We start from the raw sequence: 26,719 nt of genomic DNA, 5'->3' as shown, positions 1-26,719 counted from the left end.
GATGCATCCAGGCGCTCAACAGGACCAACGGCTGCCGCCGGCGCTGACGCCGGGCTACGCGCGGCCCGATGAGCAGGACGTGGCCGCGCGGCTCGCGCGCACGCTGGCGATGGCGCGCCAGTTGCGCTTCGTCGACGCGCAGGGACGGCCCGCCGGCCGCTGGGGCGACGCCCTGGCCAGCGACGGCGCCGTGCTGCTGGCGGAACTGGCGACGCTGCCGGTGGCGCAGTGGCAGCAGCGGCTGCGCGGCGACGGGCCCTGGCTCGACGACACGCTGCGCACCGCGTGTCTGGGCCTGGCGCAGCGGCTGGACCGCTGGTACGCGGCGCTGCGGGACGCCGCCGACGCGCAGCCGCAGGACGACACGCTGTTCCACCCGCTGGCGGCGTGGCTGCGCGAGGTGCTGCGCACCCAGCTCGGCCCGCGCCTGCGTCCGCTGATCGCCGATCCGCGCGACTGGCATCCAGACTGGCATGTCGACCGGCCAGCCGACCCGCTTGCCGCGCCGGACGTCCGGGAGGTCTCGGACGCTCCTGCGGCTCCTGCCGATGCGGCACGCGCGGCCGCGGCCCTCGCCGACACCCGGTTGCTGTGGCTCGCGCTGTGCCGCGTGCTGCAGCGCCTGCGCGAGGCCGCCGCGATCCGCGTCGAGCCCGCGCTGGCCAGCGGCCGCCACGATCCGGCCGCCGGACTGCTGCTCGCCTGGACCCAGTTGCTGCAGCACAGCCGCGAGCCGCTGAACGCCTTCAACGAGCGGCTGATCGATCACTACTACGCCGAGCGGCTCGCGCTGCCGCGGCTGCCGGCCTGCGCGCAGCGCGTGTGGCTGGTGCTGGACGCCGCGCCGCTGCTCGCCGAGCCCGTGCCGCTGGATCCGTCGCAGCGCTTCGTGGCCGCGCTGCCGCGCGGCGGCCGCAGCTTCGTCCTGGAGCAGGCGCCCGCGCTGCAGCCGTCGCGCGTGGCGCGCCTGCTGACGCTGCGCCAGCTGCGCGATCCGCTGATCTCGCCGCAGCGCGAGTACGGCTGCGCCAGCGCCATCGTGGCCGCCAGCATCGATCCCCCCACCCCGGAGGCCGCGGCCGAGCCGCGCGCCCCGGTCTGGTCGCCGCTGGGTGGCGGGCCGGGCGCTCATCCGGCCCGGATCGGTCTGGCGATCGCGTCGCCGCTCCTGCTGCTGCGCGAGGGGACCCGGCGCATCCAGTTGAACCTGGAGATCGCCGGACCGGCGCTGCCGGCCGGCGGCGACGAGGCGCGTTTCGCCGAGGTCGCGCGTTTCGAGACCGCGTTCCACGAGGCCTCGGCACAGGTGGAGCCGGGCCCCCGCGAAAGCGCGGACCGTCTGCTGATGCGCGTGCGCCGCCTCTGCCCGCCGATGGCGCGCCAGCCCTGGCTCGCCTATCTCTGGGCGCGCTGCCTCGCCAGCGCCGACCCCGCCGCGCTGCCACAGCGCCTGGGCCGTCTGCTGGCCGTGTGGCTGTGCGCGAGCGCCGAGGTCCTCGATGCACACGCGCTCGCGCTGCTGCGACGGCATGCGCGCCGCGTCCTCGAGCGCGGCGGTCTGGGCGCCCCGCCGGTGGACGTCGACGACCCGCTGGCGATGCTCTGCAGCGACCAGCCGCTGGAGCGCTCGCTGATCTTCAACCGCGTCTTCCACGACGCCTGGCGCGCCCGCGTGAGCAGCGACACCGGCTGGCTGGAGCTGGGCGCGGCGCTGGTGGCCTGGCCCGCCGACGGACCGCGAGGCCTGCAGCTGAGGCTGCAACTCGGCGCCGACCTCCCTGCCACCAGCGTCGCCAGGCCCGGCGTCCACGGCCCCGGCTGGCCGGAGCAGCCGGTGCTGCAGCTGGTGCTCGAGGGCCGCAGCCGGCTGTTCCCCGCGAGCCTGCTGCAGCAACTGACGCTGGCGGCGGTGCGCGTGCAGGTCGAGGTGCAGGGGCTGCGCTCGGTGCAGCTCTACAACCAGCTCGGACAGCTTGATCCCAGCAAGCCCTTCATGCCCTTCGGCCCCCTGCCCGATACCAGCGCCTACCTGCAATTCGGCCATGTCGAGCTGATGCGCAAGCCGCTGACGCGTCTGCGCGCGCGGATGCGCTTCGCGGGACTGCCGGCGATCGCCTTCGCCGAGCAGTACGCCGGCTATCCGGACGATCCGTGGTCGCCCGAGGTCTTCCGCGTGCGCGCCGAATTGCTGCGCGATGGCCGCTGGCAGGACGCCGGGCAGCCGCCGCTGGCGCTGTTCCCCGCCGCGGGCGGCGGCCAGCCGCCGGCCGACCAGGCGCTGGACCTGTCCTCGCCCGCCTGGCTGAGCCTGCATGCGCCGCAGCCTGAGGCCGCCAGCGCCGACTACTCGCTGCGCAGCCGGCAGGGCTTCTTCCGCCTGAAGCTCGATGGCCCTGCCGAGGCCTTCGGTCATGCGCTCTATCCGCGCGTGCTGGGCGAGCGGCTGACGCAGAACAGCCGCCGCAAGGAGCCGCTCCCGCTGCCGCTGCCGCCCTACACGCCGGTGCTGGAGTTCCTGCGCATCGACTATGCCGCGCAGGAGCGCATCACGGCGCGGCCGCTCGGCGCGGACATGCCCGGCGCGGCGGCCGATCCGGCGCGGAGCCGCCTCTTCCATCTCGCGCCCTTCGGTGTTCAGCCGCTGCGCTCGCTGCCGCGGCGGCATCCGCTCACCGTGCTGCCGGCCGAGCCGGCCGAGGGCCAGTTGCTGATCGGTCTCTCGGGCCAGGCGCCCTCGGGCACGCTGAGCCTGCTGTTCCTGCTGCGCGCCGAATCGGCGCTCGAGGCGCTCGGCCGGCCGTCGCCCGCGCTGCGCTGGGAAGCCTGGTGCGGCGGCGACTGGCGCGCGCTGGAGCCGCATCGCCTGCTGCTCGATGCCACGGATGGCCTGCTGCGCAGCGGGCTGGTGATGCTGGACCTGCCCGATGGCCTGAGCGACGACTGCCCCTCGCTGCCGCCGGGCCTGTTCTGGCTGAGGCTGCTGGGCGACGGCCAGCTCGACCTGCTGGCCGCCGCGCGCGGCGTGTGGGTCAACGGCGTGGCAGTGCGGCTGGAGGGGCCGCCGCGCGACGAGGTGCTGCCGCCGCTGAGCATCCGCGCGGCGCAGACGCCGGTGCCCGGCCTGGCGGGTCTCCATCAGCCCTGGCCCTCGCTGCCGCAGCGCATGGCGGAGGACCGGCCGGCCTGGAAGCAGCGCGTGGCCGAGCGGATGCGCCACCGCGACCGCGCCGTGACGCCGGGCGACGTCGAGCGTCTGGTGCTGGAGGCCTTCCCGCAGGTGTTCAAGGTCAAGTGCCTGCCGCTGTCGGCCGCGCACGCCCAGGGGGCGGGTCCGCGTCCTCCCGCCGAGGACCGCGTCGTCGTCGTCGTGGTGCCCGCGCTGCCTCCTGGCCACGAGATCGACGGCACCGAGGGGCCGCGGCTGGACGCCGCCACGCTGCTGCGCGTACGCCGCTTCCTGCTGCCGCGCATCGCGCCCGGCCATCGCCTGCTGGTGCGCAACGCCACCTACGACCGCATCCAGGTCCGCTGCGCGCTGCGCCTGAGTCCCGGCGAGCCCGCCGGCCGGCGCCTGCGCGAGCTCAACCAGGCCTTGCGCGACTTCTTCTCGCCCTGGCGCCCGGGCGGCCTGACCGCGCGCTTCGACTGGCGCGTGCGCGCCGAGGAGATCGAGGCCTTCCTGCGCGCGCAGCCCGGCGTCGAGGCGGTGGGCGGCGCCTCGCTGCTGCACGTCACCCGCGACGACAGCGGGATGTTCCGCCTGGGCGATTCCGCGCGCGGCGACCGGGCGCTGCACCCGCGCGCGCCCTGGAGCCTGGCACTGCCCACGCGCGGCCACCTGCTCGAACTCACCGGCGACCCGGGCGAGCAGCCGGCCGTCAGCGGCCTGGCGCAGTTGAGCGTCGGCGGCAGCTTCATCATCGGACGGGCCGCCGCATGAAGACCGTCAATCGCGAGACCCTGAAGAACTACTTCCGCGACGGGCAGATGCCGTCGCAGCGGCATTTCGAGGCGCTCATCGATTCCATGCTCAACATGAACGACGAGGGCTTCCGCAAGACCGTCGAGCATGGCGAGCAGCTCTACGCCCCGATCGGACACGACGCGCTGATCAGCTTCTACCGCGACCAGCAGCCCGACGATCCGCTGTGGCAAGTGCGGTTGGGGCAGGTCAACAACCAGTTGCAGTTCCATACGCTGGCCGGGAGCGGAGCCGGTGGCACGGGGGCCGCCTCGCCCGACGCGCCCCCTCCGCCGGCGATGACGCTGGACGCGCGGCAACGCGTCGGCCTGGGCACCGAGGAACCCTGCGCGCGGCTGGACGTGCGCGGCGTCGCGGCCGCCGAGGGACGCCTGGGCCATCTGCCGATTCCGCAGAAGCTGCGCGACGAGCTCAAGGCCGACGGCCAGTGGCACGACCTGACGCCGCCGCTGCGGGGCTGCCAGGGCTTCGAGGTGATGGCCGGCGCGGGGCTGAGGCACAGCGGCCATTTCGGACTGGTGCACGCGATCGCGCTGAGCACCTACAACCCGACGCCGAGCTGGTTCCCCAGCCGGGGCAGCCGCCGCGGCATCCGCCAGACGCAGGCCTGGTGGGGACGGCGTTGCGACCGCATCGAACTGCGCTGGCTCGGCAGCCAGGGCCGCGACGCCAGCTACCGCTTGCAGATCCGCAGCGGCTGCCGCTTTGGCGACGACGTCCCGCTGCGCGTGCAGCTCACGCAGCTCTGGTTCTGGCCGGAGATGCACCAGTCGGAGGGGAGCTCCGAGGCGGCCGCCGATCCCTTCCGGGCCCTCGACCGATGAACGCGCCGCTGACCTCCACGGCGCCGCGCACGATCGCGCGGCACACGGCGCCCGATCCGCTCGGCTTCGACGCGCTGCGGGCGATCGCCATCGAACGCGCCCAGGCCGCCAGCGGCGAGCTCTGGACCGACTACAACCTGCACGACCCCGGCGTCAGCCTGCTGGAGGCGCTGTGTTTCGCGCTCACCGAGGACGTCTTCGCCGCGCGGCAGCCGGTGCCGGCGCTGCTCGGGCTCGGCGAGCATGAGGAGCTGACGGCCTGGGAGCGTCTGGGCCTGCACGATCGCGAGGCGCTGCTGCCCTGCCGGCCGGTCAGCGAAGCCGACTGGCGGCTGTGGCTGCTGCGGGCGCTGCCGGGCTCGCGGCAACTGGCGATGAACGCGTTGCGCGACTGGCGCGGCCGGCCGCTCGGCCTGTGGCGGCTGACGCTGCAGGCCAGCACCGAGCAGCCCGACGCGGACCGTCTGCTGCGCGAGCGCGCGCTGCGGGCCTTCCGCGCGGCGCGGGCGCTCGGCGAGGATCTGGCCGAGGCGCCGCGGCTGCTGCGGCCGCGCTGGGTCCGGCTGGAGATCCAGCTGAGCATCACCGGCGAGCGCGAGCCGGGCGACCTGCTTGCTGAGGTGCTGCGGCGCTGCGACGCCGGCGTGTCGCGGCAGTTGCAGACGCCGGTGGATGGACAGGACGATCCTGAGGCGCCCGCGCCGCTGGCGGACGATCCCGACCTTCCCGCCGGTCCGATGGGCCGGCCCGCGACACGCGCCGAGCGCTACTGGCTTGCCGAGGACGACGATTTCCTCTATGCGAGCGACCTGGCGCGGCTGCTGCAGGAGGTGCCCGGCGTGGCGAGCGTCGACGGCCTGCGCCTGCGCGGGCTCGATCCCGGCGACGACCGGCCGGAGGACGCGACCGCGCCGCCGGGCAGCGTCGCCCGGCGTGGCCGGGACTGGGCGCTGCGCCTGCGCTGGCCCGCGACGCCGGACGACCTGCGCGGCTGGGCCGTGCGGCGCGACGGCCTGCGCGTGCAGCTGCCCGAAGAGGCGCTGTTGGCCCAGCTGGCGCTGCAACGCCGCGTCGATCACGCGCGCGACATGGCGGCCCGCCGCAGCGGCGCGGGCGCCGCCGGCGGCCCCGGCGAGGCGGGCCCCTGGGGCACGCTCGGATCGAGCGAATGCCAGCCCCGGCCGCCCGGCCCGCCGCCGCCCCTTCCCGCGCGGCGAGATGACCATCTGGCCGCCACCGCCGCGCTGCCGCCGCTCTATCACGAGGCCCTGCGCCTGCGCGACGCCGCGCAGCCGGGCTTGCATGCGCAATGGACCGGCTACGCCGCGCTGCTGGAGCTCGGACTCAACCAGGTCCAGCAGCAGCGCGAGCAACTGCCGCGCCTGTTCGCCCTCGACGATTCCGATCCGCGCAGCTATTGGCATGAATGGCCGGGCGGCGCCCAGTTGCCTGGCGTCGAGGCGCTCTATCTGTGCGACCGGCGCCAAGCCCAGGACGATCCGGCGCTGGACGCCGAACGTCTGGACCGGCGCCATCGCTTCCTCGACTTCCAGCTGGCGCTGCATGGCGAGGCGCTCGATGTCTCGGTGCTGGACGGGCTGCCCTGCTACTTCACGCCGCAAGCCTGGCCCCTGCATCTGCTGGCGCTCAAGCGGCAGTTCATGCGCCGCGTGATCCGCCTCGGCCGCGATCGCGGCGCGGGCCCGGACTACAGCCAGCCGCTACTGGGCAACGCGGGCAACACGCCGCCGCTGCAGGAGCGCCTGGGCCTGCTGCTGGGGCTGGCGAAAACCGAGAGCCGGCCGCTGACGCGCGTGCTCGCGCGCCTGGCTCGGGCTGGGCTTGAACTCGGCCGCGACGGCCCGCGATCGCGTCGGCGCGAAGGCACGATCCGGCGCGCTGGCGCGGCGAACGCCGTGGACACCGAGGCCGTGCGGCCCGGTCTCACCCGCACGCCTCGCACCGAGTCCGCGCAGGCCCTGCTCGATCCCCGCGTGGCCCGGCTGCCGGCGGGGGACGTGGACTGGACGCGGCTCGCGGAGCGGCTGATCGCCTGGACGCAGCGCCACGGGCTGGCGCGCTTCCCGCTGCGGGTGCTGCGCGCAGCGGTCGATCCCTCGCGCTTCCGTCATGACGCGCCGGCGCGATCGCTGCGGCTGGCCACCGACGACACCGAACGCGATTGGGTGATCGCCGACGGCGTTGAAGCGGCCGAGGCGCTGGACGTCGCACGCGAGCTGCATGCTGCGGCCTGCCTGCTTCAGGCGGACGGCGAAGGCCTGCACGTCGTCGAGCATCTGCTGCTGCGGCCGCTCGTGCAGCCGCTGCCCGAAGGGTCCGATCTGCCCGCCGTCACCGATGCCGACCAGCGCGTGAGCATCGTCCTCAGCGGCTGGACCGCGCGCGGCGCCGATGCGCGCTTTCGCATGCTTGCCGCCCAGGCCGTCGAGCGCGAGGCGCCTATCCATCTGCATTGCGAGCTGCTGTGGCTGGACGCGCCGGACATGCTGGCCTTCGAGCCGCTGTGGCGCGAGTGGCTGCAGCAGCGCCAGCGCCATGAGCTGGCGCTGCTCAAAGGGGATCCCGAGCCGGCCGCGCTCGCCGCGCTCGACCGCGCGTCGGAAGCCTTGAGCCGGTGGCTGGACGGCTGGCCTCTGCGTCAGCGGCATCGCCATGCGGCCAGGCGTCCGTCGACACGCGCGGGCGCCCCCGCCGCCGGAGACCGTCCATGAGCACGCATCGCATCGAGACGCTGCGCGTGGAACTCGGTCACCGCAGCGCGCGCTCGGCCAGCGGCGGGCAGGAGCTGCATCGGCGCCTGATGAGCTTCCTGCGCCGCGACGGCCTCGCGGCCATCGAGGCCTGCTTCGAGGACGCCTGCCCACCCGGCGAGGTCTGGATCCTCCCCCGGCTCACGCTGGACCTGGGCGCGCTGGACCGGCACCAGAGCGAGGCGCAATGGAAGGAGCGTCTCACCGCGTCACTGCGGGGCGAGCTCGCTCGCGCGGCGCGCAGCGCACCGGCCGGCGCCGCAGGCGGCGGCCTGGCGGCGGACGGCGATGTCCATCCCGCGCTCGCGATCCGGCGCGAGGGCGCGGACCGGCATGAGATCGAGCAGTTCCTTCACTATCTGCGCCACGGTCAGTTGCCCTGGGGCCTGAACCTGCACGGCCGGCAAGCGCTGTCGGGTTGGCTCGCGGGCCTGGCGGTCCGCCATGGCGCGGCGCTGTGGCGCGCCTTGCAGCAGGAGCCGGCGCGGGACCGGCTGCTCGCGCGCTTGTCGGCGATCAGTCCGCATGACGGGCTGCAGGCGCTGATCGCGCAGCGCGACCCTCGGCTCGCCGCGACGCTGACGCGCGTGGACGACGAGGTGCTGCTGCCCTTGCAGGGACGCGGGCGCTTGAGCGCGTACCAGCGCGCCCGCCTGCAGCAGGCCTTGCGCGCGGCGGCGCTGGCGCAGCTGTGGGAGGCGCGCGGGGGCGAGCTCGGCGGACGCGGAAGGCGCGCGCTGCTGGCCGCTTGGCGAGCGCTGATCGCCGGCGCGCTCGGCGGCGCATGGCGCGAGGCGCTCGGCGGACTGGCGGGGGCGGAGCCAGCCGATGCAGCCCGTGCAGCCCCTGCAGCCGGCGCGGCCGACGATGCCATGCACGCGCCACGATCCGGCGGCATCGCCGCGTTGCTCGCAGGCAGCGGCGCGCAGGCATCGACCGACCGCGACGCGGTCAGCGACGTCACGCCTTCACCCGGACGCACCTGGGAACAGGCGCTGCTCCACTTGCAGGCGCTGCTGCGCCAGCGGCGTCCGGGACAGGAGGAGCGGCTGCGGCATCTGCTGACGCAGCTCGCCGCGTCGCATCCGGTGCAGCTCAGACGGCGCTTGCGGAGCTGGGCGCTGCAGCGGCGCGAGCGCCGCGCCTGGTCATTGGCGTTGGCGCCCGCCGGGATGGCGCTCGTGCTGGCGGCGATGAGCTCGCGGCCGGCGCCCGGATTGAGCGGGTCGGCGCGCCTGCACTGGGCGGACTCGCTGCGTCAGACCGCCTTGCGCCTGCAGGCCGAGGCGCCGGCGAGCCGGCGTCCCGGCCTCGGCCGGCTGCAGGCGCTGCTGATGCAGGCCAGCCTGCGCCACCTGGTGGAGGGCCACCACTTGCCGGACCAGCATGGGGGCTGGCTGTCGCTGTGGCGACGCGCGTGGCTCGACTGGGAGCGCGGCGAGTTCGACCCCGCGCCCGGCGGCGAGCCGCACGCGCCGCCGAAGCCGGCCGAGCCGGCGGCAAAGCGCGTCGAGGACCCTCCACCGCCCCGCCGCCGCGGCGCGGAAGCCGACATGGATCTCGCCGCCGGCGCGGCCACCGACGCGACCGGCCGCGCCCTGCTCCACCTCGAGCGCGACTGCCGCGAGGGCCGCTGGCACTGGCCGCAGCGGCTGCGTCTGGCGCGCCTGCTGGAGACGCCGCTGGGCTGCGAGCGCTGGCTGCGCCTGTTCACCGAAGAGCGCCGCTGGCGCCTGCTGAAGGCGCAGTTCGGCGCGCTCGCGGCGCCGCTGCGGCAGCGCGCCGGGCGGCTCGCGGGCTGGTTGCGCGCAGTGGTGCACGAGCCCGCCGCCGCGCTGGCCGAGCACTGGCGGCGGCTCTGCCATCACCTCTTCATCCGGGGTCTGAGCCCGGACGCGGCCTCGCTGCGCCGGCATTACCAGGACGAACCGCCACCCGCGCCCATGGCGACGGCCGTCGGGCCTGAATCCACGCCGAGGTCCACGCCGGCGCGCGCCGCCGAACGCCAGCCGGTCTGGGTCGAGGACGCGGGCCAGGTGCTGCTCGCCGCCTACGCGGAGCGGCTCTTCAAGCACCTGCGCCTGATCGACGGCGGCCGCTTCGTCGACGACGTTGCGCGAGCCACCGGCGTGCAATGCCTGCAGGCGCTGTGTCATGGCCCCGACACCTCGCCCCCGGACGAGTCCTGCACCGCGCTGTCGCGCCTGCTGTGCGGCGTGTCCTCGCACGAGGTGCTGCCGGTGCCCGAGCCCCTCGGCCAGGAGCGCCTGACGCTGCTGGAACAGCTGCTGAGCGCCGTGATCGCGCACTGGACGGCGGTGGGCCGCACCTCGGTCGCGGGCCTGCGCGAAAGCTTTCTGCAGCGGCAGGGCCGGCTGTGGGAGGAACGGCCGCGCGGCGGCGAGCCGGCGCGCTGGCGGCTGCGCGTGCAGACACGCGGCTTCGACGTGCTGCTGGACCGCTTGCCATGGAGCTTCCACACGATCCGTCTCCCCTGGATGCAAGGAGCGCTGCATGTGGAATGGCGCTGACACGCCGCACGCGCGGGCGCTGCGAGCCGAGCTGGACTGGCTGTCCCACGCGCTGGACCGGCGCCTGGCGCGGCATTTCCGGCAGGGGGGCCCGGCCCGCGCGGACGATGACGGCGATGCCGCCCTGCCCGCCCATGAGCTTGTCGAGGACGCGCAGGCCTTCCTGGCCGAACTCGATCCGCCGCCCGCGCTGCCCGAGGGCAGCGAACTCGGCCGCTGGGTCCAGGCCTTCGCGCTGACGGCGCCGCAGCGCCTGGTGCTTGCGCTCGCGCTGGCGCCGCATCTGCGGCCGGCCGCGCTGGACCTGCTGTTCATGCGCAACCAGAACCTGGATCGCGGCTTCACCGAGTTCGGCGGCATCCGCGCCCAGGCGCATGGCGGCTTCCTCCCGACCGGCGAGACGGCGGCCTTCCTGGTCGCTGGCGATGAGCTGCCGGCGCGCTTCGCGCTGATGGCCTGGCTCGACGGCCCGCATCCGGTGACGGACGCCGGCTACCTGCGGCTGGACAGCGCGCCGCCGGGCGAGCCGCGCCTGTCGGGCCTGCTGCTGATCAGCGGCGAGGCGCTGCAGCGCCTGTGCTCCGGCGATGCCGACAAGCCCGATCAGAGCCTGCAGTTCCCGGCCCGGCGCATCACCAGCGCGCTGGGCTGGGACGACCTGGTGCTGGCGCCGGAGGTGATGGACGAGGTGGGCCAGATCCGCGCCTGGATGGACGAGGGCGCCACGCTGATGCGCGACTGGCAGCTCGCTCGCGCGCTGAAGCCGGGCTATCGCGCGCTGTTCCATGGCCCGCCGGGCACGGGCAAGACGCTGACCGCGACCTTGATCGGGCAGTCGGCCGGCGCGGACGTCTATCGAATCGACCTGTCGATGGTGGTCTCCAAGTACATCGGCGAGACCGAGAAGAACCTGGCGCGCGTCTTCGACCAGGCGCAGAACCGGCGCTGGGTGCTGTTCTTCGACGAAGCGGACGCGCTGTTCGGCAAACGCGGCGCGGCGCAGAACGCCAACGATCACCACGCCAATCAGGAGATCGCCTACCTGCTGCAGCGCGTCGAGGACTTCCCCGGCGTCGTCATCCTGGCGAGCAACCTGCGCGGCAACCTGGACGAGGCGTTCTCGCGGCGCTTCCAGTCGATGGTGTATTTCCCGCTGCCCGACGCCGCCCAGCGGCTGCGCTTGTGGCAAGGCATGCTGCCGGCCCGCCATTGGGGCGAGGACGTCGATCTGGAGGGCGTGGCGCAGCGTTACGAGCTGTCCGGCGGCGCGATCGCCAACGTGATCCGCCATGCCGCGCTGGCGAGCCGGCGGCGCGGCGGCGATCGGATTTCGCCGTCGGAGCTGCGCGCCGGCATCGCGCGCGAGCTGCGCAAGGAAGGGAGGACGCTGTGATCAGGCACGAGCACGGAGGACGGGCCGGCGCGACAGGGGCACACGGACGAGGACACGGACGAGGACGCGGACGAGGACGCGCGCGCGCCTGGGCGATCGGCGGGATGGCGCTGCTCTGGGCCGGGTTGGCCGGGCAGGCGGGGAGCGCCTCGGCACCGTCGCCGGCGGCGGCCTCCGCGGCATCGTCGCCGGCGCCCTCCGCGATGGCGGCAGCTTCGAGCCAGACGCCCGCGCCGGCCCTCATCGCGGCCTCCGCCGCCTGCCCCTCGCCGCCGAAGGACGCCTCCTTGCTGCCCGGTTCGGCCGAGGCCTGCGGCGCCGCATGCTGTGCCGCGGGAGAGCCGCTGCGTCTCGCCCGCCCGCCGGAGTCGCTGCCCGCCGCCACGCAGGGCCGCGAGTACACCCAGACCATCGCCGCCGAAGGCGGGCGGCCGCCCTACCGATTCACGCTGGTGGACGGGGCCTTGCCGCAAGGCCTGGCCCTCGGATCGCGCGGCATGATCACCGGCCTGCCCGAGCAGCCACAGGTCGCGCGCTTCACCGTGTCGGTGCAGGATCGCGCGGGCGCCGCGCTGCAGCAGGCCTTCAACCTGCAGGTCCGGGCGGCCGGCGCGCGCAAGCCGGCCGCGGTCGCCTCCGCCCCCTCGGCGCCCTCCGCGCCCGCCAGCGATGCCGTCCCCTTCGATCCCAGGACAGGCCTGCAGGCGCCCAGCGTTCCGACCGCGCTCATCTACCGGCTCTCCGGCAACGCGTTCGACGCGCTGAAGGACCACATCGCCGCGGCCGCCGTGGCCGCTGCCAACGCCGCGGCCTCCGCGGCCTCCCCGGCGGGCGACGGCCTCGCCACGGACACGGTCGAGCCCGCGGCGATCGTGGAACCGGCCATGGCCGCGCCCCCCTCGCCTTCCTCTCCGTCCTCGCCCGCCGAGCCGGCCTCTGCCCCCGGCCGGCCGGCCCCACCGCCGCCGCCCGTACCGTCCCAGCTCAAGTGGACGGACACGCAGCAGGCTCAGCTCGAAGCCATCCTCGCGCCGATGCTGGAGCAGGACTATCTCTCGGCCCTGCTGTTCGAACGGGCCGTGCGGATGCGGGTCTGCCGACAGGTGGCGCAACTGCTGGTGAACGACGCCCGGCGCCGCAACGCCCAATTGCCCGATGTCGGCGAACGCGTGTCCGCCTGTCTCAAGGAGCCGGAGGAAAGCGCCGAAGCGCACGACAAGACGCTGGCCGCCGCGGCCAAGGGCGAGCTCAAGCCGGCGCAGATGCGGGGCTGGCTGTTGCCGCCGGGTCTGACGGCCTGGCTCGTTGCCGCCGCGCGGCGCGAGGAGGCGCTGGTGCCGCCGGAAAAGATGCTCTGGCGCGACGAGGCCGGCTGCAGCTGTGCCGCGCCGCGCGACGACAACCCGCTCTATGCCTTCCTGCCGTTCTGGAAAGACGCCGGCACCGCGCAGCCCATCGACTTCGCCTTCGTGAACCGGCTCAGCGTCTTCGCGCTGCCCCTGGCCGGCGATCTGGTCCTGCCCAAGCGGTGGGAGAGCGATCCCGATACCACCGCCCTGCTGCGCGCTGCCCGCAGCCATGGGACGCGGCTCGACCTGACCCTCTATGCGAGGAACTGGCGCTTCATCACCGCGCCTTCGCCGGACGAGTGGAAGCTGGCGCGGCAGCAGATCCCGCGTCAGCTCGCCGAGCGCGCCTGGGGAATCATCGACACGCCGCTGCCGGGGTGGTGGCAGACGGTCAAGGCCTGGATGCCGTTCTTCGCCGAGCGGCAGTACGTGGGCGACGGCATCACGCTCGTGGTCGATGAGCTGCCCACCGACGCGAAGGAGCTCGCGCGCTTCGAGGACTTCTATGCCGCCTTCGTGCACGCGCTGGCCGAGGTGATGGCGCGACATCCCGAACGCACCTACACGATCAACCTCGTCGTCCCGCTGCCGGGCATGGCGGCGCTGACCAAGGGCGGCGCGGCGGCGCCGAACGAAGGCGGTCTGGCGGCCTTCCAGGTCCCGGCGCTGTATGAGCTGCTGGCCGCCGTGGAGCAGCCGGAGCTGCACAATGGCCGGGTCGTCGCGGACCTGTCGGACTACCGCCGCCGCAGCAATGTCGAGCTGCGCTTCCTGGTCCCGCTGCCCGAGCCGACCTCCGACACCAAGCGGCAGTTGCGGCGCATCGTCGAGGACAGCACGGTGCTGCACGGCACCACCCGCCGCGCCTTCCTGCGCAGCATCGTGCCGGTGCTGCAGTTTCCGGCGCTGGACCCGCAGCAGCTGGGCGACGACCTGGTGTACGCGCAGGACAACTTCGGCGGCGTCGCGTTCTGGCCGTCGCCGGCCGCGGGCCACGAGACCCATGAGGCGCTGCGGGCCACCTTCGGCCCCGAGCCGCCGCCCGCGCCGATGCGCGTCCTGTGCGACTGGGTCTGCCCGAATCGCTGGGCGGTGCGGCTCGTGCTGGAGCTGCTGGTGCTCGCCGGACTGGTCATCTGGATCGCGTTGCAGCTCAATTGCGAATGGCGGCGCCGTTACGGCCGCGTCGCGCTGCTGGCCGGGCTGCCGCCGGCGCTGGTGGCTTTCGCGCTGGCGACCTGCGATCCGGCCATGGCCTTCCTGCGCAATGGCACGGCGCTGCTGGGCGCGCTGGTGGTGGCGCTGGCGGTGTTCCTGGTGACGGCCTTGTTGAAACGCACGGTGGAGCAGCCATGAAGGACCACGACTCGCACGCGACCCGCGCCCCCGGGCGGCTCCCCGCCCCCGCCCAGCAGGTCCCCGGTCCGGGCGCGCCGGCGGACAGCCCGCGCATCGCCGGCCAGGCGGCTCAGCTCGCGCGGCTGCGCCAGGGTCAGGCGCAGCCGGCCGCGGCGAGCGCGGAGGCCGTTCAGCGGCAGCCCGCGTCCGACGCGGACAGTGGCGGATTACCCGCTCCGCTGCGCGCGGGCATGGAGGCGCTCTCCGGCATGCCTCTCGGCGACGTGCGCGTGCATTACGGCTCGCCGAAGCCGGCCCAGCTCGAGGCCCATGCCTACGCGCAGGGCCGCGACATCCACCTCGCGCCGGGCCAGGAGAAGCACCTGCCGCACGAGGCCTGGCACGTGGTCCAGCAGGCGCAGGGTCGCGTGAAGCCGACGCTGACGATGGCCGGCGGGGTGCCGGTCAACGATCAGGCCGCGCTGGAGCGCGAGGCCGACGCGATGGGCGCGAAGGCGATGGCGGCTCAGCGCGCGAAGCGCTGAGCCCGCCCGCCGGTCACTGCGTCCTGGACGCCGCCACCAGCCGGTCCATCGCCTGGGCCGGCGTGATGGACTCGCTGTTCCAGAACTGGCTGACCACGTCCTTCATCGCGCCCTCCGCGGCGGCCTTGACCGCCATGCCATGCGCGATCGAGGGCAGCAGCGTGCCAGCCTTGCCCGCCTCGGCGAAGTCCGCGGCCGAGGCCTTGGCGCAGTCGTCGTACTTGGCCAGGTTGACGCCCTTGCGCACCGGGATCGAGCCCTTCTCCAGGTTGAAGGACTCCTGCACCGCCGGCGACAGGATGGCCGAGGCCATGTCGCGCTGCGCCTGCTGGTTCGCCGCGCCCCTGACCTTGAACATCGCGAACGAGTCCACGTTGAAGGTGTAGCCCTTGGCGGTGCCGGGCGCCGGCACGCACAGGAAGTCCTTGCCGGCGACCTTGCCCGCCGCCAGGAACTCGCCCTTGGCCCAGTCGCCCATGATCTGCATCGCGGCCTCGCCCTTCATCACCATCGCCGTGGCGAGGTTCCAATCACGGCCCGGCGCGTTGCGGTCGGTGTAGGCCTTCAGGCGGCGGAAGGTCGTCAGCGACTTCTCCATCGTCGGACTCTTCAGGCTCGCCGGATCGAGCTGCACCAGGGCCTTGCGATAGAACTCCGGCCCTCCCGTGCCCAGCACGACCGTCTCGAAGGTGGTGAAGTCCTGCCATGACTGCCCGCCATGCGCCAGCGGCGTCACGCCCGCCTTCTTCAGCGCGTCGGCGGCGGTGAAGAACTCGTCCCAGGTCGCCGGTGGCTTCACGCCGGCCTTCTTCATCACTTCAGGATTGATCCACAGCCAGTTGACCCGGTGCACGTTGACCGGCACCGCGATGTAGTGGCCCTGGTACTTCACGATGTTGCTGATCACCGGCAGCAGCAGCTCGTCCCAGCGCTCGGCCTTGGCCACGTCGTCGATGTTGGCGAGCATGCCTTCGGCCGCCCAGTCCTGCAGCAGCGGCCCCTTGATCTGCGCGGCGGTCGGCGCGTTGCCCGAGATCGCGCGCGACTTCAGCACCGTCATCGCCGCATCGCCGGCTCCGCCGGCGACCGCGAAGTCCTTCCAGTGATGGCCCTTGGCCTGCATCACGTCCTTCAGGCCCGAGATGGCCTTGGCTTCGCCGCCGCTGGTCCACCAATGCAGCACCTCCAGATCGCCGGCCCGCGCCGGTCCCGCCATCGCGCCCAGCGTCGCGCTCGCCGCCGCCGCGATCAGGCCGCGGCGGGTCCAGGTGGTCGTCTTCATGCGTTGTCTCCTCTTGTGTCCACGTGAATCGTGGGGGGAGATTCTTGGAGCCTCCTATTCAAGGGTCAACCGGGTCGCGGGACTTTGCTGGTTGTTTAGGCTGAAAACGCTAAACACGCGCCAGCCTCCTCGCGCCTCAGACCACCGGGTTACCGGGCTGCTGCGGCTTGAGCATGCCGTCGCAGTAGGCCTGCACGTGCTCATGGAACTGGTCATGGAGATCGACAGGATTCCTGCCCTGGATACCGGCGAAGTGATGGCCGATGCCGATGCCATGCATGCTGGGGACCCATCCCCGCAGGGCAGGCACGATATCGCCCTGCGGCGAGAAGCTCTCGATCAGCTCCTTGGTCTCGGCGATCCTGTCCTTCGCCGACTTCACGAGCGAGTCATGCAGATGTGCCGGGCAGAAGGCAGTCACCCTCACCGGCGTGGCCGCGTTCAGCGACGCGTACATCGCCTCGCCAGCGCCCTTGGAATGCCCCACCAGTCGAATCCGATAGCCCTTCAGCGAGGGATCCGCCTTGGCGTGGGACTGCAAGGTCCTCAGGAGCGCAGCCGCCCGCGCGTAGCTCTGCGGTACTCCACCGCCAGCGGCCTTGAAGTTGGCGCCCCACTGCTTCAGCGAGGAGACGAAATTCGCACCCGGCGCGAACCGTTGGGCGAGCGTCTCGCCAGTGTGCTTGCCCGCGCTGGTCCCCCCCAGCGACACCACCAGCTCGCGCGTTTCCTTGTTGCGCAGCAGCACCGCGGTGAGCGCGCTCTCGGCGTCGATGATGGTTCCGTCGGGGCTCTGCACGCCAGTGCCTGATCGGCAAGCCAGAACCGATCGCATGGTGCCGGCGAGCGTCTCGTCGGGCTGCCAGCCTGGCGGAAGCCTGTCCGCATCGCGGTGATACGGGAAGCTCGCCAGTTGCGCGTTGCTGCGCAACTGGACCAAGGCCTCGCGGTCGGTCGGCATGTCGCGGCGCTCATAGGGAATATTCGCCGTCCTCACCGTCTTCGCCCTGGCGGCCTCCGCGTCCCGTGCGGCCTGGCTGGTCATTCCCGTTCGAACGGCTCCGCGGCGCCTTGGCGCGTGAGCCGGGTCCTGCGTGAGCGCGATCTCGGCAGGGGCGGCTTCCACCGTCTCATCGGTGGAAACCGGCATCGATGGCGGCGGCGAATGGATGCGGGAGGTGGCCATGGGAGATCGAAGCGTGGCGATGCGCGTCAGTCGCAAATCAGGCCGAAATGTTCGCGCGACATCGCTCGATGCGCCCAGCGGACACCGCCGTCTCAGCCGCCGCGCTCCTCGAGCCCGCCCCCCAGCGCCTTGTAGAGCGCGATCGCATTGGCGATCTCCTCCTTGCGCAGGTCCAGCACCGCCTGCCGCGCCGCGTACAACTGGCGCTGCGCGTCGAGCACTTCGAGCCGGCTGTCGACGCCGGCGCGGTAGCGCAGCGCCGCCAGCGCCGCGCGCCGGTCCGCGGCCTGCACGGCGCGCTGATGGGCGTCGGCCTGGCGCGCATAGCGCTCCTGGCCGGTCAGTCCGTCGGACACCTCGCGGAAGGCCGTCTGCACGGCGCGTTCGTACTCCAGCACCGCGCCGGTCTTGCGCAGCTCCGCGAGCCGCAGTTCCGCCTTCAGATCGCCATTGGGGAACAGCGGCTGCGTCAGCTGCGGCGCGAACGACCAGACGCCGGAACCGCCCTTGAACAGGCCCTTCAGCCCCGGACTCGCCGTGCCGACCGAGGCCGTCAGCGCGATGCGCGGGAAGAAGGCCGCCCGCGCGACGCCGATCTCGGCGTTCGCCGCGACGAGTCCCAGCTCCGCCTGGCGCAGATCCGGCCGCCGCGCCAGCAGCTGCGATGGCAGCCCCGCGGGCAGCCGCGTGATGACGGAGTCCGCCATCAGCGGCGCCCCTTCGGGCAGATCGGCGGGCAGTTCCTGGCCGATCAGCAGCGCGAGCGCATGGGCACGGTGTTCCGCCTCGCGCTGACGCGCCTCGCGATCGGCTTCGGAGGCCGCCACCTGGGCCTCGGCCTGGGCCAGTTCCAGCGCGCCGGTCTGATTCGCGGCCTTGAGCTGCCGCACCAGCTGCAGCGAGCCGCGCCAGTCCTCGACGGTCCGGCTCGACAGTTCGAGCTGCGCCTGCGCCAGGCGCTCCGCGAAATGGGCCTCGGCGACGGCGCCGACCAGCGAGATCTGCGCCGCACGGCGGCCCTGCTCCGACGCGAAGTAACGCGCCAGCGCCGCCTCGGACTGCGCGCGCACGCGCCCGAACAGGTCCAGTTCGAAAGCCGTGATGCCGACGCTGACACCGGCCTGCGTCTGCGTCAGCGCCGAGCCGCCGGCGTTGCTGCGCTCGCGGGTCACGTTCGCGGCCACGCCCAGCTGCGGCAGCTCCGCCGCCTTGCGGATGTCGTATTGCGCGCGGACCATCTCCACGTTCAGCGCGGCCAGGCGCAGGTCGCGGTTGTTCTTCAGCGCGAGCTCGATCAGCCGCTGCAGCCGCGCGTCGTTGAACATCGATCGCCAGCCGATGTCGGCGGCCGTCGTGTCGGTCACCGCATGCTCATGGCGCGGGTACTGCGAGGGGATCGGGCTCTCGGGCCGCGTCAGCGGCGGCGTCATCGAGCAGCCGGCCAGCAACGCGGCCAGCGCCGCGGCCGCCAGCGCGAGGAGAGGCAGGCTCGGGACAGTCAGGCTCATGGCAGTCAGGCGCTTCATGCGTGCTCCTGGGCGTTGTGCGAGGTCTCGCGGCCCGTGGCGCCGGCGCGGCGGCCGCGCCAGGCGGCGGCGCGCTCGGTCAGGCTCATCACGAAGACGAAGAAGACCGGGACGAAGAGGATGGCCAGGACGGTCGCGCTCAGCATGCCGCCGAGCACGCCGGTGCCGATCGCATGCTGGGTCTCGGCGCTCGCGCCCGACGCCACCACCAGCGGCACCACGCCCAGCACGAAGGCCAGCGAGGTCATCAGGATCGGACGCAGCCGCAGCCGCGCGGCGGTGACCACCGCCTCCACCAGGCCCTTGCCCTCCTCGCGCAGCTGCTTGGCGAATTCGACGATCAGGATCGCGTTCTTCGCCGACAGCCCGATCACCGTGATCATCCCGACCTTGAAGAACACGTCGTTGGGCAGCCCGCGCAGGAACACCGCGGCGACCGCGCCGATCAGGCCCAGCGGCACGACCAGCATCACCGACACCGGGATGGACCAGCTCTCATAGAGCGCGGCCAGCACCAGGAAGACCACCAGCATCGACAGCGCCAGCAGCATCGGCGCCTCGGCGGCGGACTCGCGCTCCTGCAGCGACTGACCGGTCCACGCCACCGCGAAGCCCGGCGGCAGTTGCGCCACGAGGCGTTCCATCTCGGCCATGGCCTCGCCGCTGGAGGCCGGGTAGTTCGCGCTGCCCGAGATCCGCGCGGCCAGGTAGCCCTGGTAGCGGACCAGCTGCAGCGGCGTCTCGCGCCATTCGGGCGTCACCACTTCGGACAGCCGCACCAGCCCGCCGGCGCTGTTGCGCACGGTCAGCTTGAGCAGGTCCTCGAGCTGCATGCGCGCGGACGCGTCAGCCTGCACGATCACCTGCTGCATGCGGCCGCGGTTCGGGAAATCGTTGACGTACTGCGAGCCCATCGCGGTCGAGATCGTGTCGCTGATGTCGTTGAACTCGATGCCCAGCGCCTGCGCCTTCTGCCGGTCGATCGACAGCTTCACGCTGCGCCCCGGCGGCAGGCCGTCCGGGTAGACGCCGGCCACGAGCGTGCTCTGCGCCGCCAGCGCCAGCAGCCTGGCCTGCGCGGCCTGCAGCGCCTCCACGCCTTGATTGGCCTGGTCGACCAGCCGCATCGTGAAGCCGTAGGAGTTGCCGAGCTCCTCGATCGCCGGCGGCATCAGGCTCATGGACATGCCCTCGGTGCCGGCCATCGCGGCCTGCGCGCGGGCGGCCTCGTCGGCGGTGGTGGCGCCGCCGCGGTCCTTCCAGGGCTTCATCATCGTGAAGGCCATTGCCGCGTTCGGGCCGTTGCCCGAGAAGCCGTAGCCCACCACCGACATGTTGGAGCCGATGCCGGGCCGCGTCGCCAGGTGACGGTCGTAGGCGTGGATCGAGTCCATCGTGCGCTCGATCGTCGCGTCCGGCGGCAGCTGGAACATCGTCATGAAGTAGCCCTGGTCCTCCTCCGGCAGGAAGGACGACGGCAGCATGCGCAGCGCGCCGACCAGCGCGGCCGACAACGCGACGAAGACCAGCATCATCCGGCCGCTGCGCGCGACCAGCTTGCCCACGCCGGATTCATAGCGGCGCGTCAGCCGGTCGAAGCGGCGGTTGAACCAGCCGAAGAAGCCGCGCTTGTCGTGGTGGCCGGCCGGGATGGGCTTGAGCAGCGTCGCGCACAGCGCCGGCGTCAGGCTCAGCGCCAGGAAGGCGGAGAACAGGATGGACACCGCCATCGACAGCGTGAACTGCTTGTAGATCACACCCACCGAGCCGCTGGAGAAGGCCATCGGCAGGAACACCGCGGTCAGCACCAGCGTGATGCCGATGACGGCGCCGGTGATCTCCTTCATCGCCTTGATGGTGGCCTCGCGCGGGCCCAGGCCCTCCTCGGCCATCAGCCGCTCGACGTTCTCGACCACGACGATGGCGTCGTCCACGATGATGCCAATCGCCAGCACCATGCCGAACATCGTCAGCACGTTGATCGAGAAGCCCGCCAGCAGCATCACCGCCATCGTGCCCAGCAGCGCGATCGGCGCCACGATGGCCGGGATCAGCGTGTAGCGCACGTTCTGCAGGAACAGGTACATGACCAGGAAGACCAGCACCATCGCCTCGAGCAGCGTGTGCACCACCTTCTCGATCGAGATCTTGACGAAGGGCGCGGTCTCGAACGGCACCGAGTAACTCAGTCCGCGCGGCAGCGAGGGCTTGAGCTGCTCGAGCCGGTCCAGCACCGCCTGCGCGGTCTTGACCGCGTTGCCGCCGGGCGCGAGCTGGATGCCGATCGCGGAGGCGGTCTTGCCGTCCTCGGTGCTCATGAAGTTGTAGGACTGGGAGCCGATCTCGACCTTGGCGACATCGCGCAGCAGCAGCTTGGAGCCATCGGGGTTGGCGCGCAGCACCAGGGCCGCGAACTGCTCGGGAGACTCCAGTTGCCCCTGCACGGTCAGCGGCACGGTGACGCGCTGGCCCGCGACAGCGGGCGCATCGCCCAGGCGCCCCGGTGCGATCTGCACGTTCTGGCGGGCGATGGCGGCGTTGACATCGGCCATCGACAGGCCGTAGCCGATCAGCTTGGACGGGTCGACCCAGACGCGCAGCGCCTGCTCGGCGCCGAACAGCTGCACGCGGCCGACGCCCTCGATGCGGCGCAGTTCCTCGACGGTGTTGCGCGCCAGGTAATCGCTCAGCGCCGTCTCGCCGACGCGGCCGTCGTCCGAGCGCAACCCGATGATCATCAGGAAGCCGGACGAAGAGGATTCGATGTTCAGCCCGTTCTGCCGCACCGACTGCGGCAGCCGCGCCTCTACGGCCTTGATCTTGTTCTGCACGTCGACCTGCGCCAGCTCCGGATCGGTGCCCGGCTTGAAGGTGGCGGTGATGCTGGCCTCACCGGAGGAATCGGCGGAGGACTCGAAGTACAGCAGGTGCTTGACGCTGGATAGCTCGCGCTCGATGAGTCCGATGACGCCGTCGTTCATCGCCTGCGGCGTGGCGCCGGGATAGGAGGCGGAGATCGTCACCGAGGGCGGCGCGACGGACGGATAGCGCGCGATCGGCAACTGCGGGATCGCGATCAGCCCGAACAGCACGATGAACAGCGCGATGACCCACGCGAAGATGGGCCGCTGGATGAAGAACTGAGGCATGGCGGCGTTCCCGTGCTCAGCGCACCGTGGCGGCCGAGGCCGCGGCCACCGGCCTGCCGGCCGCATCGGGCGTGCTGGCGGCGCTGGCCGTGGCCAGGTCGACCTTCACACCCGCACTCAGGCGGTCCATGCCGGTGACGACAACGCGGTCGCCCGCGCGCAGCCCGCTGGCGACGCGGTAGTGGTGGTCGGTCAGTTCGCCGACCGTGACATCCACCAGGCGCGCCTCGTTGGCCGGCGTCAGCACCCAGACCTGCGCGCCGGACGGGCCGCGCTGCACGGACTGCTGCGGCACGCGCAGCGCGCCGTCGTAGCGGGCCATCGGCAGACGCGCCCGCACGAACATGCCGGGCAGCAGCTCGCGCTTCGGGTTCTCGACCAGCACGCGCAGCAGCACGTCGCCCGTGCCCATGTCCACGGACATGCCGGAGAACAGCACCCGCGCCTTCAGATCCATCGGCTCGCCTCCGGAGCGCAGCACGGTGACGGGCACGGCGGTGGATGCGCGGCCCTTGGCGCCGGCCACTTCGAGCTGCTGGCGGATCGCGGCGAGCGCGGACGCGGGCTGGCGCACGTCGACATAGACCTGGTCGATCTGCACGATGCGCGCCATCGGCGTGCTGTCGTTGGCGGCCACCAGCGCGCCCTCGGTCTGCAGGGCCTGGTCGATGCGGCCGGAGATCGGCGCGTCGACGGTGGAGAACGCGACGTCGAGCTTGCGGCGCTCATGCGTGGCGCGGGCCTGGGCGACATCGGCGGCCGCCAGGTCGCGCTCGGTGAGCGCGTCGTCGTAGGACTGGCGGCTCACGGCCTCGGCCTTGGCCAGCGGCGCGAGGCGGTCGACCTGCTGCTGCGCGCGGGCCAGCGCGGCCTCGGCGCGCTGGAGGGCGGCGGCGGCGACCTTGGCCTCGGCCTTGAACGGCGCGGCGTTGATCGCGAACAGCGGCTGCCCGGCGCGCACTTCGGCGCCCTCCTCGAACAGGCGGCGCTGCACGATGCCGCTCACCTGCGGGCGGATCTCGGCCACGCGCAGTGCGGCGACGCGGCCCGGGAAGACCTCGGTCACCGAGAGGGTCTCGGGCTGGACGGCGGTGATGGTGACGGGCGGCGGCGGCGCCGGCGGCATCTCGGCGCCTTCCATGCCACAGGCGCTCAGCAGGCTCAGGCCCAGCACGGCCGCGCCGCGCCGGATCCAGGGCGATCGATGATTCATGTGATTCACTGCTTTCAGACTTCTGGAAGATCGTGGCGACCGGTGCCGCCGCAGCCTGCGAGTCTGGAAGGGGTCGATGGAGGGCCGGCTGAGGAAGGATGGAGATTCGGTGGATCGCCGCCGCCGGAGTGAGAATCCGGCTCCATGACGGATACCCTGAACAGTTCGCTGGTGCTGATCGTCGAGGACGAACCCGAGATCGCCGACATCCTGCAGGCCTACCTCGAGCGCGAGGGCCTGCGCACGGTGCGCGCCACCGACGGCCGGCGCGGCCTGGAATCGCACCAGGCGCTCAAGCCCGACCTCGTGCTGCTGGACGTGCAGATGCCGCTGCTGGATGGCTGGCAGGTGCTGGCCGCGATCCGCCAGCGCGGCGACACGCCGGTGATCATGCTGACCGCGCTCGATCAGGACGTCGACAAGCTGACCGGGCTGCGCATCGGCGCCGACGACTATGTCGTCAAGCCCTTCAACCCCGCAGAAGTGGTGGCCCGCGTGCACGCGGTGCTGCGCCGCGCGGGCCGGCCCAGCCGCGCGCCGGGCCAGGTGCTGCGTGTCGCGCCCTTCGAGATCGACCTGGAGAACCACGTCGCCACCGTCGAGGTCCAGGGCCAGCCGCAACCGCTCGCGCTGACGCTGACCGAGTTCCGCCTGCTGGCCGAGATGGCGCGCCATCCCAAGCGCGCCTACAGCCGCGCGGAACTGCTCGAGGCCTGTCTGCCCGAAGGCGACGCGCTGGAGCGCACCGTCGACAGCCACATCAGCAAGCTGCGCAAGAAGCTCGAGGACCTGGGCATCGATGGCGTTCCGGCCAGCGTGCGCGGCGTCGGCTACCGCTTCCGGGGCGTCGAATGAACGCCGAGAGCCGCGGCGCCGAGGGCCGCCGCCGCCTCGACGCCAGGCCGGACAGCGCGAGCGATGCACGCGCGGGCGGCCTCAGCCGCGAGCTCGTGCGCGCGATGACGACGGTCGCGTTCTGGGTCACGCTGATGGTGATCGGCACCTCGTTCGGCTTCTATTACGTGCTCGCCCAGGTGAGGCCGGAGCTGCTGGAGACGGACAACTGGGAGCTGTCCTCGCCGGAGATCGTCTGGATGATCGTGACCACGGTGGCCGCGATGACCGGCGCGGGCTGGGTCGCGTCGCGGCTCGCGCGGCGCATCCTCGTGCCGTTGAACTCGGTGGCGGACTGCATCCGGCGCGTCGCCGCGGGCGACCTCAGCGCGCGCGCGGTGGGCGGCGACCTGTCGCTGGGCGAGGCCTCGCGGCTGGCGGAGGACTTCAACTCGATGGCCGACCAGCTCGAGCGCATCACGCACGAGAAGGCGCAGTGGAACGCCGCCATCGCGCATGAGCTGCGCACGCCGGTGACCATCCTGCGCGGGCGGCTGCAAGGGCTGGCCGATGGCGTCTTCACGCCATCGGAAGAGCAGTTCAGCAAGCTGCTGGCGCAGGTCGAGGGCCTGACGCGGCTGATCGAGGACCTGCGCACACTGGGCCTGTCGGAGAGCGGCCACCTGCACCTGCAGATCGTCGAGACCGACCTGGGCGATGAGGTGCGCAAGGTGGTCGACGTGTATGAGCATGCGATGGCCGCGTCGGGCCAGCGCATCGAGCTGGACCTGCCGCCGACCCGGGCGCATTGCGATCCGGTGCGGCTGCGGCAGGTGTTGCTGGCGCTGCTGGAGAACGCCAAGAAGTACGCGGTGCCGGGCGTGGTGCGCGTGCATGCGGGCGTGGCGGGCGGCAGTTGCGTGCTGCGTGTCGAGGACGAGGGACCGGGCGTGCCGGCCGCGGTCGCGCAGCGCGTCTTCGAGGCCTTCTGGCGCGCGGACATTTCGCGCTCGCGCGACAGTGGCGGCAGCGGATTGGGGCTGGCGGTGGTGGGCGCGATCGCGCGAGCGCATCGCGGGCATGCGGTCTGCGTGCCCTCCCCGCTCGGCGGCACGGCGATCGAGCTGACCTGGCCCGATGTGCCGGCGCCGGAGCAGCCCAGCGCCGCTCAGGCGTAGGAGCCGTCGAGCGAAGGCCCGGACCGCCGGGCCTGGCCCTCCACCGGCAGCAGGGAGCGGTAGAAGGATTCGATGCGGGCCACCGCGATGTCGCGGTCGTAAAGGCCCATGTCGTACATGACCCGCACGCGGGAGACCTCGCGCGCGTGGCCCGGCAGGCGCAGGCCACGGATGCGGGCCTGCAGCGCGGTGCCAAGCGCGGTCACGTCCTCCACCGGCACCAGCGTGGCCGGGGCCTCGGCCAGCAGCTGCTGCAGGCCGTCGGTGCGGGTGGCGAGGATGGGCAGCCCGGCGCGCATGGCCTCGAGCACGGCCAGCGGCAGCGCCTCCTCGCGCGACGGGGACACGAACAGGTCCATGTCCGCGAGGGCGACGTCGACGTCGTCGCGGAATCCCAGGAAGTGGATGCGCGGATGGCCGCCGGCCAGGCGCCTGAGCTCACGCTCCTGCGGACCTTCGCCGAGGATGGCCAGCGCCGCGTGGCTGGGCGCGTACTGCGCGAAGGCGCGGATCAGCAGATCGACGCCCTTGCTGCGGTGCAGCCGCGCCACGGTACCGACGAGGACCTGGTCGCCGCCGAGCTGGAGTTGCTCGCGCAGGCGCGGTCCTCGCGGCGCGTTCATCGGCTGCGGCGGCCAGTTGTAGACGACGCGCGCGGCGCCGAGGTAGGTGCCGAGCGTCGCCCACTGGTCGCGATTGACGCAGATCAGGCCGTCCAGGCGCTCATGCTGATGCGGCTTGTAGCCGACATGCAGCGTGCCGATGCGGATCGCGCTGGTGCAGCGCGCCACCGCCTTGCAGGCCGGGCCGAGGTGCCCATGGCAGATGTCCGCGCCCAGGCGCCGGACCAGTGCCGCCAGGCGTGCGCCGCGCATCAGCGGAAACGGCAGCGCGTGGTGCGTGACGGCTTCCGGGGTCACCCGCCGCAGCTGGGGGCTGCCGCCGCTCACCACATGGACGCGATGGCCGGCGGCGGCCTGCGCGGCGGCCAGGTCGAACGCATGACGCTCGGCGCCGGCCAGCCGGGACGAGAAGACGACATGGACGATCGTCAGCGGAGGGAGCGTGGGGGAGGACATGCGGCCAGTCTCGGCCGCCGGTGTGGACCGTCCGTGGACGGAAGATGGAGGGGAGATGGAGAAGGTCGCGCTCGGGCTCATCCCCCGAAGGGTGGCCCACCTCGATCCCCCCGCCGAGAACTACTTTGAGTCATGGCAACACGCTCGGTGATTTCGAGAATGGGCGCCTCCCATCGACGCGGTGTCGATGAAGCGAAAGGCAGTGGCGATGTTGAAACGAGTCGAGCAAGTGGAAGTGGCGCCTCCGATGGAACGCATATCGCCATCAGAGAAGAACACGGTGTGGGTCTATAGCAAGGGACAGGCGCCCTATCGGTTCCGGATGTGGATGGATCCGTGCTCACCGCACGAGTGGCCGTACAACCTGCAAGCACTGCGCGGAAGCGCGGATTACGACGACATCCTCGCGTGGGAGCCTGTCCTGAATTTTGTGTGCGAGGCATAACATGACCCGACTCCGGAGCATTTATGCCAATCGACAAACCTCTGAGCAAGACCAAGCTGAGGAACGCCGCGATAGCGGCCAAGTCTGCCGCGTT

15 protein-coding genes are annotated in these 26,719 nt (G+C 72.6%); 9 read left to right on the top strand and 6 right to left on the bottom strand.

The window, feature by feature from the left end; translation table 11 throughout:
• Position 1 precedes the first annotated feature (1 nt).
• The 7 genes from ABDW61_RS22290 (at position 2) to ABDW61_RS22260 (ending at position 14,733) form a co-directional block, all read left to right on the top strand.
• Complete coding sequence (locus tag ABDW61_RS22290; RefSeq protein WP_343641865.1) at positions 2-3,940, top strand: hypothetical protein; 3,939 nt, start codon at positions 2-4, stop codon at positions 3,938-3,940.
• Positions 3,937-4,806: a hypothetical protein gene (locus tag ABDW61_RS22285; RefSeq protein ID WP_343641863.1), complete on the top strand. Its 870-nt coding sequence runs from the start codon at positions 3,937-3,939 to the stop codon at positions 4,804-4,806. The genes ABDW61_RS22290 and ABDW61_RS22285 overlap by 4 nt, the downstream gene beginning before the upstream one ends.
• Complete coding sequence (locus ABDW61_RS22280; protein ID WP_343641861.1) at positions 4,803-7,538, top strand: hypothetical protein; 2,736 nt, start codon at positions 4,803-4,805, stop codon at positions 7,536-7,538. Before ABDW61_RS22285 ends, ABDW61_RS22280 begins: the two co-directional genes overlap by 4 nt.
• Positions 7,535-10,108 (top strand): contractile injection system tape measure protein, encoded by a 2,574-nt coding sequence (locus ABDW61_RS22275; RefSeq protein ID WP_343641859.1) that lies wholly within the window; start codon positions 7,535-7,537, stop codon positions 10,106-10,108. The genes ABDW61_RS22280 and ABDW61_RS22275 overlap by 4 nt, the downstream gene beginning before the upstream one ends.
• Positions 10,092-11,501, top strand: coding sequence for an AAA family ATPase (locus ABDW61_RS22270; RefSeq protein WP_343641857.1), 1,410 nt, complete (start codon positions 10,092-10,094; stop codon positions 11,499-11,501). The genes ABDW61_RS22275 and ABDW61_RS22270 overlap by 17 nt, the downstream gene beginning before the upstream one ends.
• Positions 11,502-11,605: 104 nt before the next feature.
• Positions 11,606-14,206, top strand: coding sequence for a putative Ig domain-containing protein (locus ABDW61_RS22265; RefSeq protein WP_343641855.1), 2,601 nt, complete (start codon positions 11,606-11,608; stop codon positions 14,204-14,206).
• Positions 14,203-14,733: a DUF4157 domain-containing protein gene (locus tag ABDW61_RS22260; RefSeq protein ID WP_343641853.1), complete on the top strand. Its 531-nt coding sequence runs from the start codon at positions 14,203-14,205 to the stop codon at positions 14,731-14,733. The genes ABDW61_RS22265 and ABDW61_RS22260 overlap by 4 nt, the downstream gene beginning before the upstream one ends.
• A 13-nt stretch (positions 14,734-14,746) precedes the next feature.
• Here ABDW61_RS22260 and ABDW61_RS22255 read toward each other — a convergent pair whose 3' ends face one another.
• The 5 genes from ABDW61_RS22255 to ABDW61_RS22235 form a co-directional block, all read right to left on the bottom strand.
• Positions 14,747-15,949: an ABC transporter substrate-binding protein gene (locus ABDW61_RS22255; RefSeq protein ID WP_343641924.1), complete on the bottom strand. Its 1,203-nt coding sequence runs from the start codon at positions 15,947-15,949 to the stop codon at positions 14,747-14,749.
• A gap of 202 nt (positions 15,950-16,151) precedes the next feature.
• Complete coding sequence (locus ABDW61_RS22250) at positions 16,152-17,201, bottom strand: hypothetical protein (protein WP_343641852.1); 1,050 nt, start codon at positions 17,199-17,201, stop codon at positions 16,152-16,154.
• A 92-nt stretch (positions 17,202-17,293) separates the two neighbouring features.
• Positions 17,294-18,727, bottom strand: coding sequence for an efflux transporter outer membrane subunit (locus ABDW61_RS22245; RefSeq protein ID WP_343641851.1), 1,434 nt, complete (start codon positions 18,725-18,727; stop codon positions 17,294-17,296).
• Complete coding sequence (locus ABDW61_RS22240) at positions 18,724-21,876, bottom strand: multidrug efflux RND transporter permease subunit (RefSeq protein WP_343641850.1); 3,153 nt, start codon at positions 21,874-21,876, stop codon at positions 18,724-18,726. The genes ABDW61_RS22245 and ABDW61_RS22240 overlap by 4 nt, the downstream gene beginning before the upstream one ends.
• Before the next feature lie 16 nt (positions 21,877-21,892).
• Entirely contained in the window at positions 21,893-23,089 is a 1,197-nt protein-coding gene (locus tag ABDW61_RS22235) for an efflux RND transporter periplasmic adaptor subunit (protein WP_343641848.1), read from the bottom strand.
• Between the two features lie 144 nt (positions 23,090-23,233).
• Here ABDW61_RS22235 and ABDW61_RS22230 point away from each other — a divergent pair, with 144 nt between their 5' ends.
• On the top strand, positions 23,234-23,944 hold the full coding sequence (locus tag ABDW61_RS22230) for a response regulator (RefSeq protein ID WP_343641847.1): 711 nt from the start codon (positions 23,234-23,236) through the stop codon (positions 23,942-23,944).
• Positions 23,945-24,048: 104 nt separating this feature from the next.
• Entirely contained in the window at positions 24,049-25,101 is a 1,053-nt protein-coding gene (locus tag ABDW61_RS22225; RefSeq protein ID WP_343641922.1) for an ATP-binding protein, read from the top strand.
• Here the strand turns inward: ABDW61_RS22225 and ABDW61_RS22220 are convergent.
• Positions 25,092-26,180, bottom strand: a complete 1,089-nt coding sequence (locus ABDW61_RS22220; RefSeq protein ID WP_343641845.1) for a glycosyltransferase — start codon at positions 26,178-26,180, stop codon at positions 25,092-25,094. The genes ABDW61_RS22225 and ABDW61_RS22220 overlap by 10 nt on opposite strands.
• Between the last annotated feature and the right edge of the window lie 539 nt (positions 26,181-26,719).

Origin of the sequence: Roseateles sp. (assembly GCF_039595595.1) — a bacterium.
In the GTDB taxonomy this organism is placed as follows: Bacteria; Pseudomonadota; Gammaproteobacteria; order Burkholderiales; family Burkholderiaceae_C; genus Roseateles.
The sequence above is the reverse complement of the archived record's forward strand: the minus strand, read 5'-3'. Positions and strand labels throughout refer to the sequence as shown.

What these genes read in the sequence shown, in the direction of transcription:
- ABDW61_RS22290 (WP_343641865.1), top strand. Translation starts at nt 2, where the DNA reads ATGCATCCAGGCGCTCAACAGGACCAACGGCTGCCGCCGGCGCTGACG.
- ABDW61_RS22285 (WP_343641863.1), top strand. Translation starts at nt 3,937, where the DNA reads ATGAAGACCGTCAATCGCGAGACCCTGAAGAACTACTTCCGCGACGGG.
- ABDW61_RS22280 (WP_343641861.1), top strand. Translation starts at nt 4,803, where the DNA reads ATGAACGCGCCGCTGACCTCCACGGCGCCGCGCACGATCGCGCGGCAC.
- ABDW61_RS22275 (WP_343641859.1), top strand. Translation starts at nt 7,535, where the DNA reads ATGAGCACGCATCGCATCGAGACGCTGCGCGTGGAACTCGGTCACCGC.
- ABDW61_RS22270 (WP_343641857.1), top strand. Translation starts at nt 10,092, where the DNA reads ATGTGGAATGGCGCTGACACGCCGCACGCGCGGGCGCTGCGAGCCGAG.
- ABDW61_RS22265 (WP_343641855.1), top strand. Translation starts at nt 11,606, where the DNA reads ATGGCGCTGCTCTGGGCCGGGTTGGCCGGGCAGGCGGGGAGCGCCTCG.
- ABDW61_RS22260 (WP_343641853.1), top strand. Translation starts at nt 14,203, where the DNA reads ATGAAGGACCACGACTCGCACGCGACCCGCGCCCCCGGGCGGCTCCCC.
- ABDW61_RS22255 (WP_343641924.1), bottom strand. Translation starts at nt 15,949, where the DNA reads ATGGCGGGACCGGCGCGGGCCGGCGATCTGGAGGTGCTGCATTGGTGG.
- ABDW61_RS22250 (WP_343641852.1), bottom strand. Translation starts at nt 17,201, where the DNA reads ATGGCCACCTCCCGCATCCATTCGCCGCCGCCATCGATGCCGGTTTCC.
- ABDW61_RS22245 (WP_343641851.1), bottom strand. Translation starts at nt 18,727, where the DNA reads ATGAAGCGCCTGACTGCCATGAGCCTGACTGTCCCGAGCCTGCCTCTC.
- ABDW61_RS22240 (WP_343641850.1), bottom strand. Translation starts at nt 21,876, where the DNA reads ATGCCTCAGTTCTTCATCCAGCGGCCCATCTTCGCGTGGGTCATCGCG.
- ABDW61_RS22235 (WP_343641848.1), bottom strand. Translation starts at nt 23,089, where the DNA reads ATGAATCATCGATCGCCCTGGATCCGGCGCGGCGCGGCCGTGCTGGGC.
- ABDW61_RS22230 (WP_343641847.1), top strand. Translation starts at nt 23,234, where the DNA reads ATGACGGATACCCTGAACAGTTCGCTGGTGCTGATCGTCGAGGACGAA.
- ABDW61_RS22225 (WP_343641922.1), top strand. Translation starts at nt 24,049, where the DNA reads ATGACGACGGTCGCGTTCTGGGTCACGCTGATGGTGATCGGCACCTCG.
- ABDW61_RS22220 (WP_343641845.1), bottom strand. Translation starts at nt 26,180, where the DNA reads ATGTCCTCCCCCACGCTCCCTCCGCTGACGATCGTCCATGTCGTCTTC.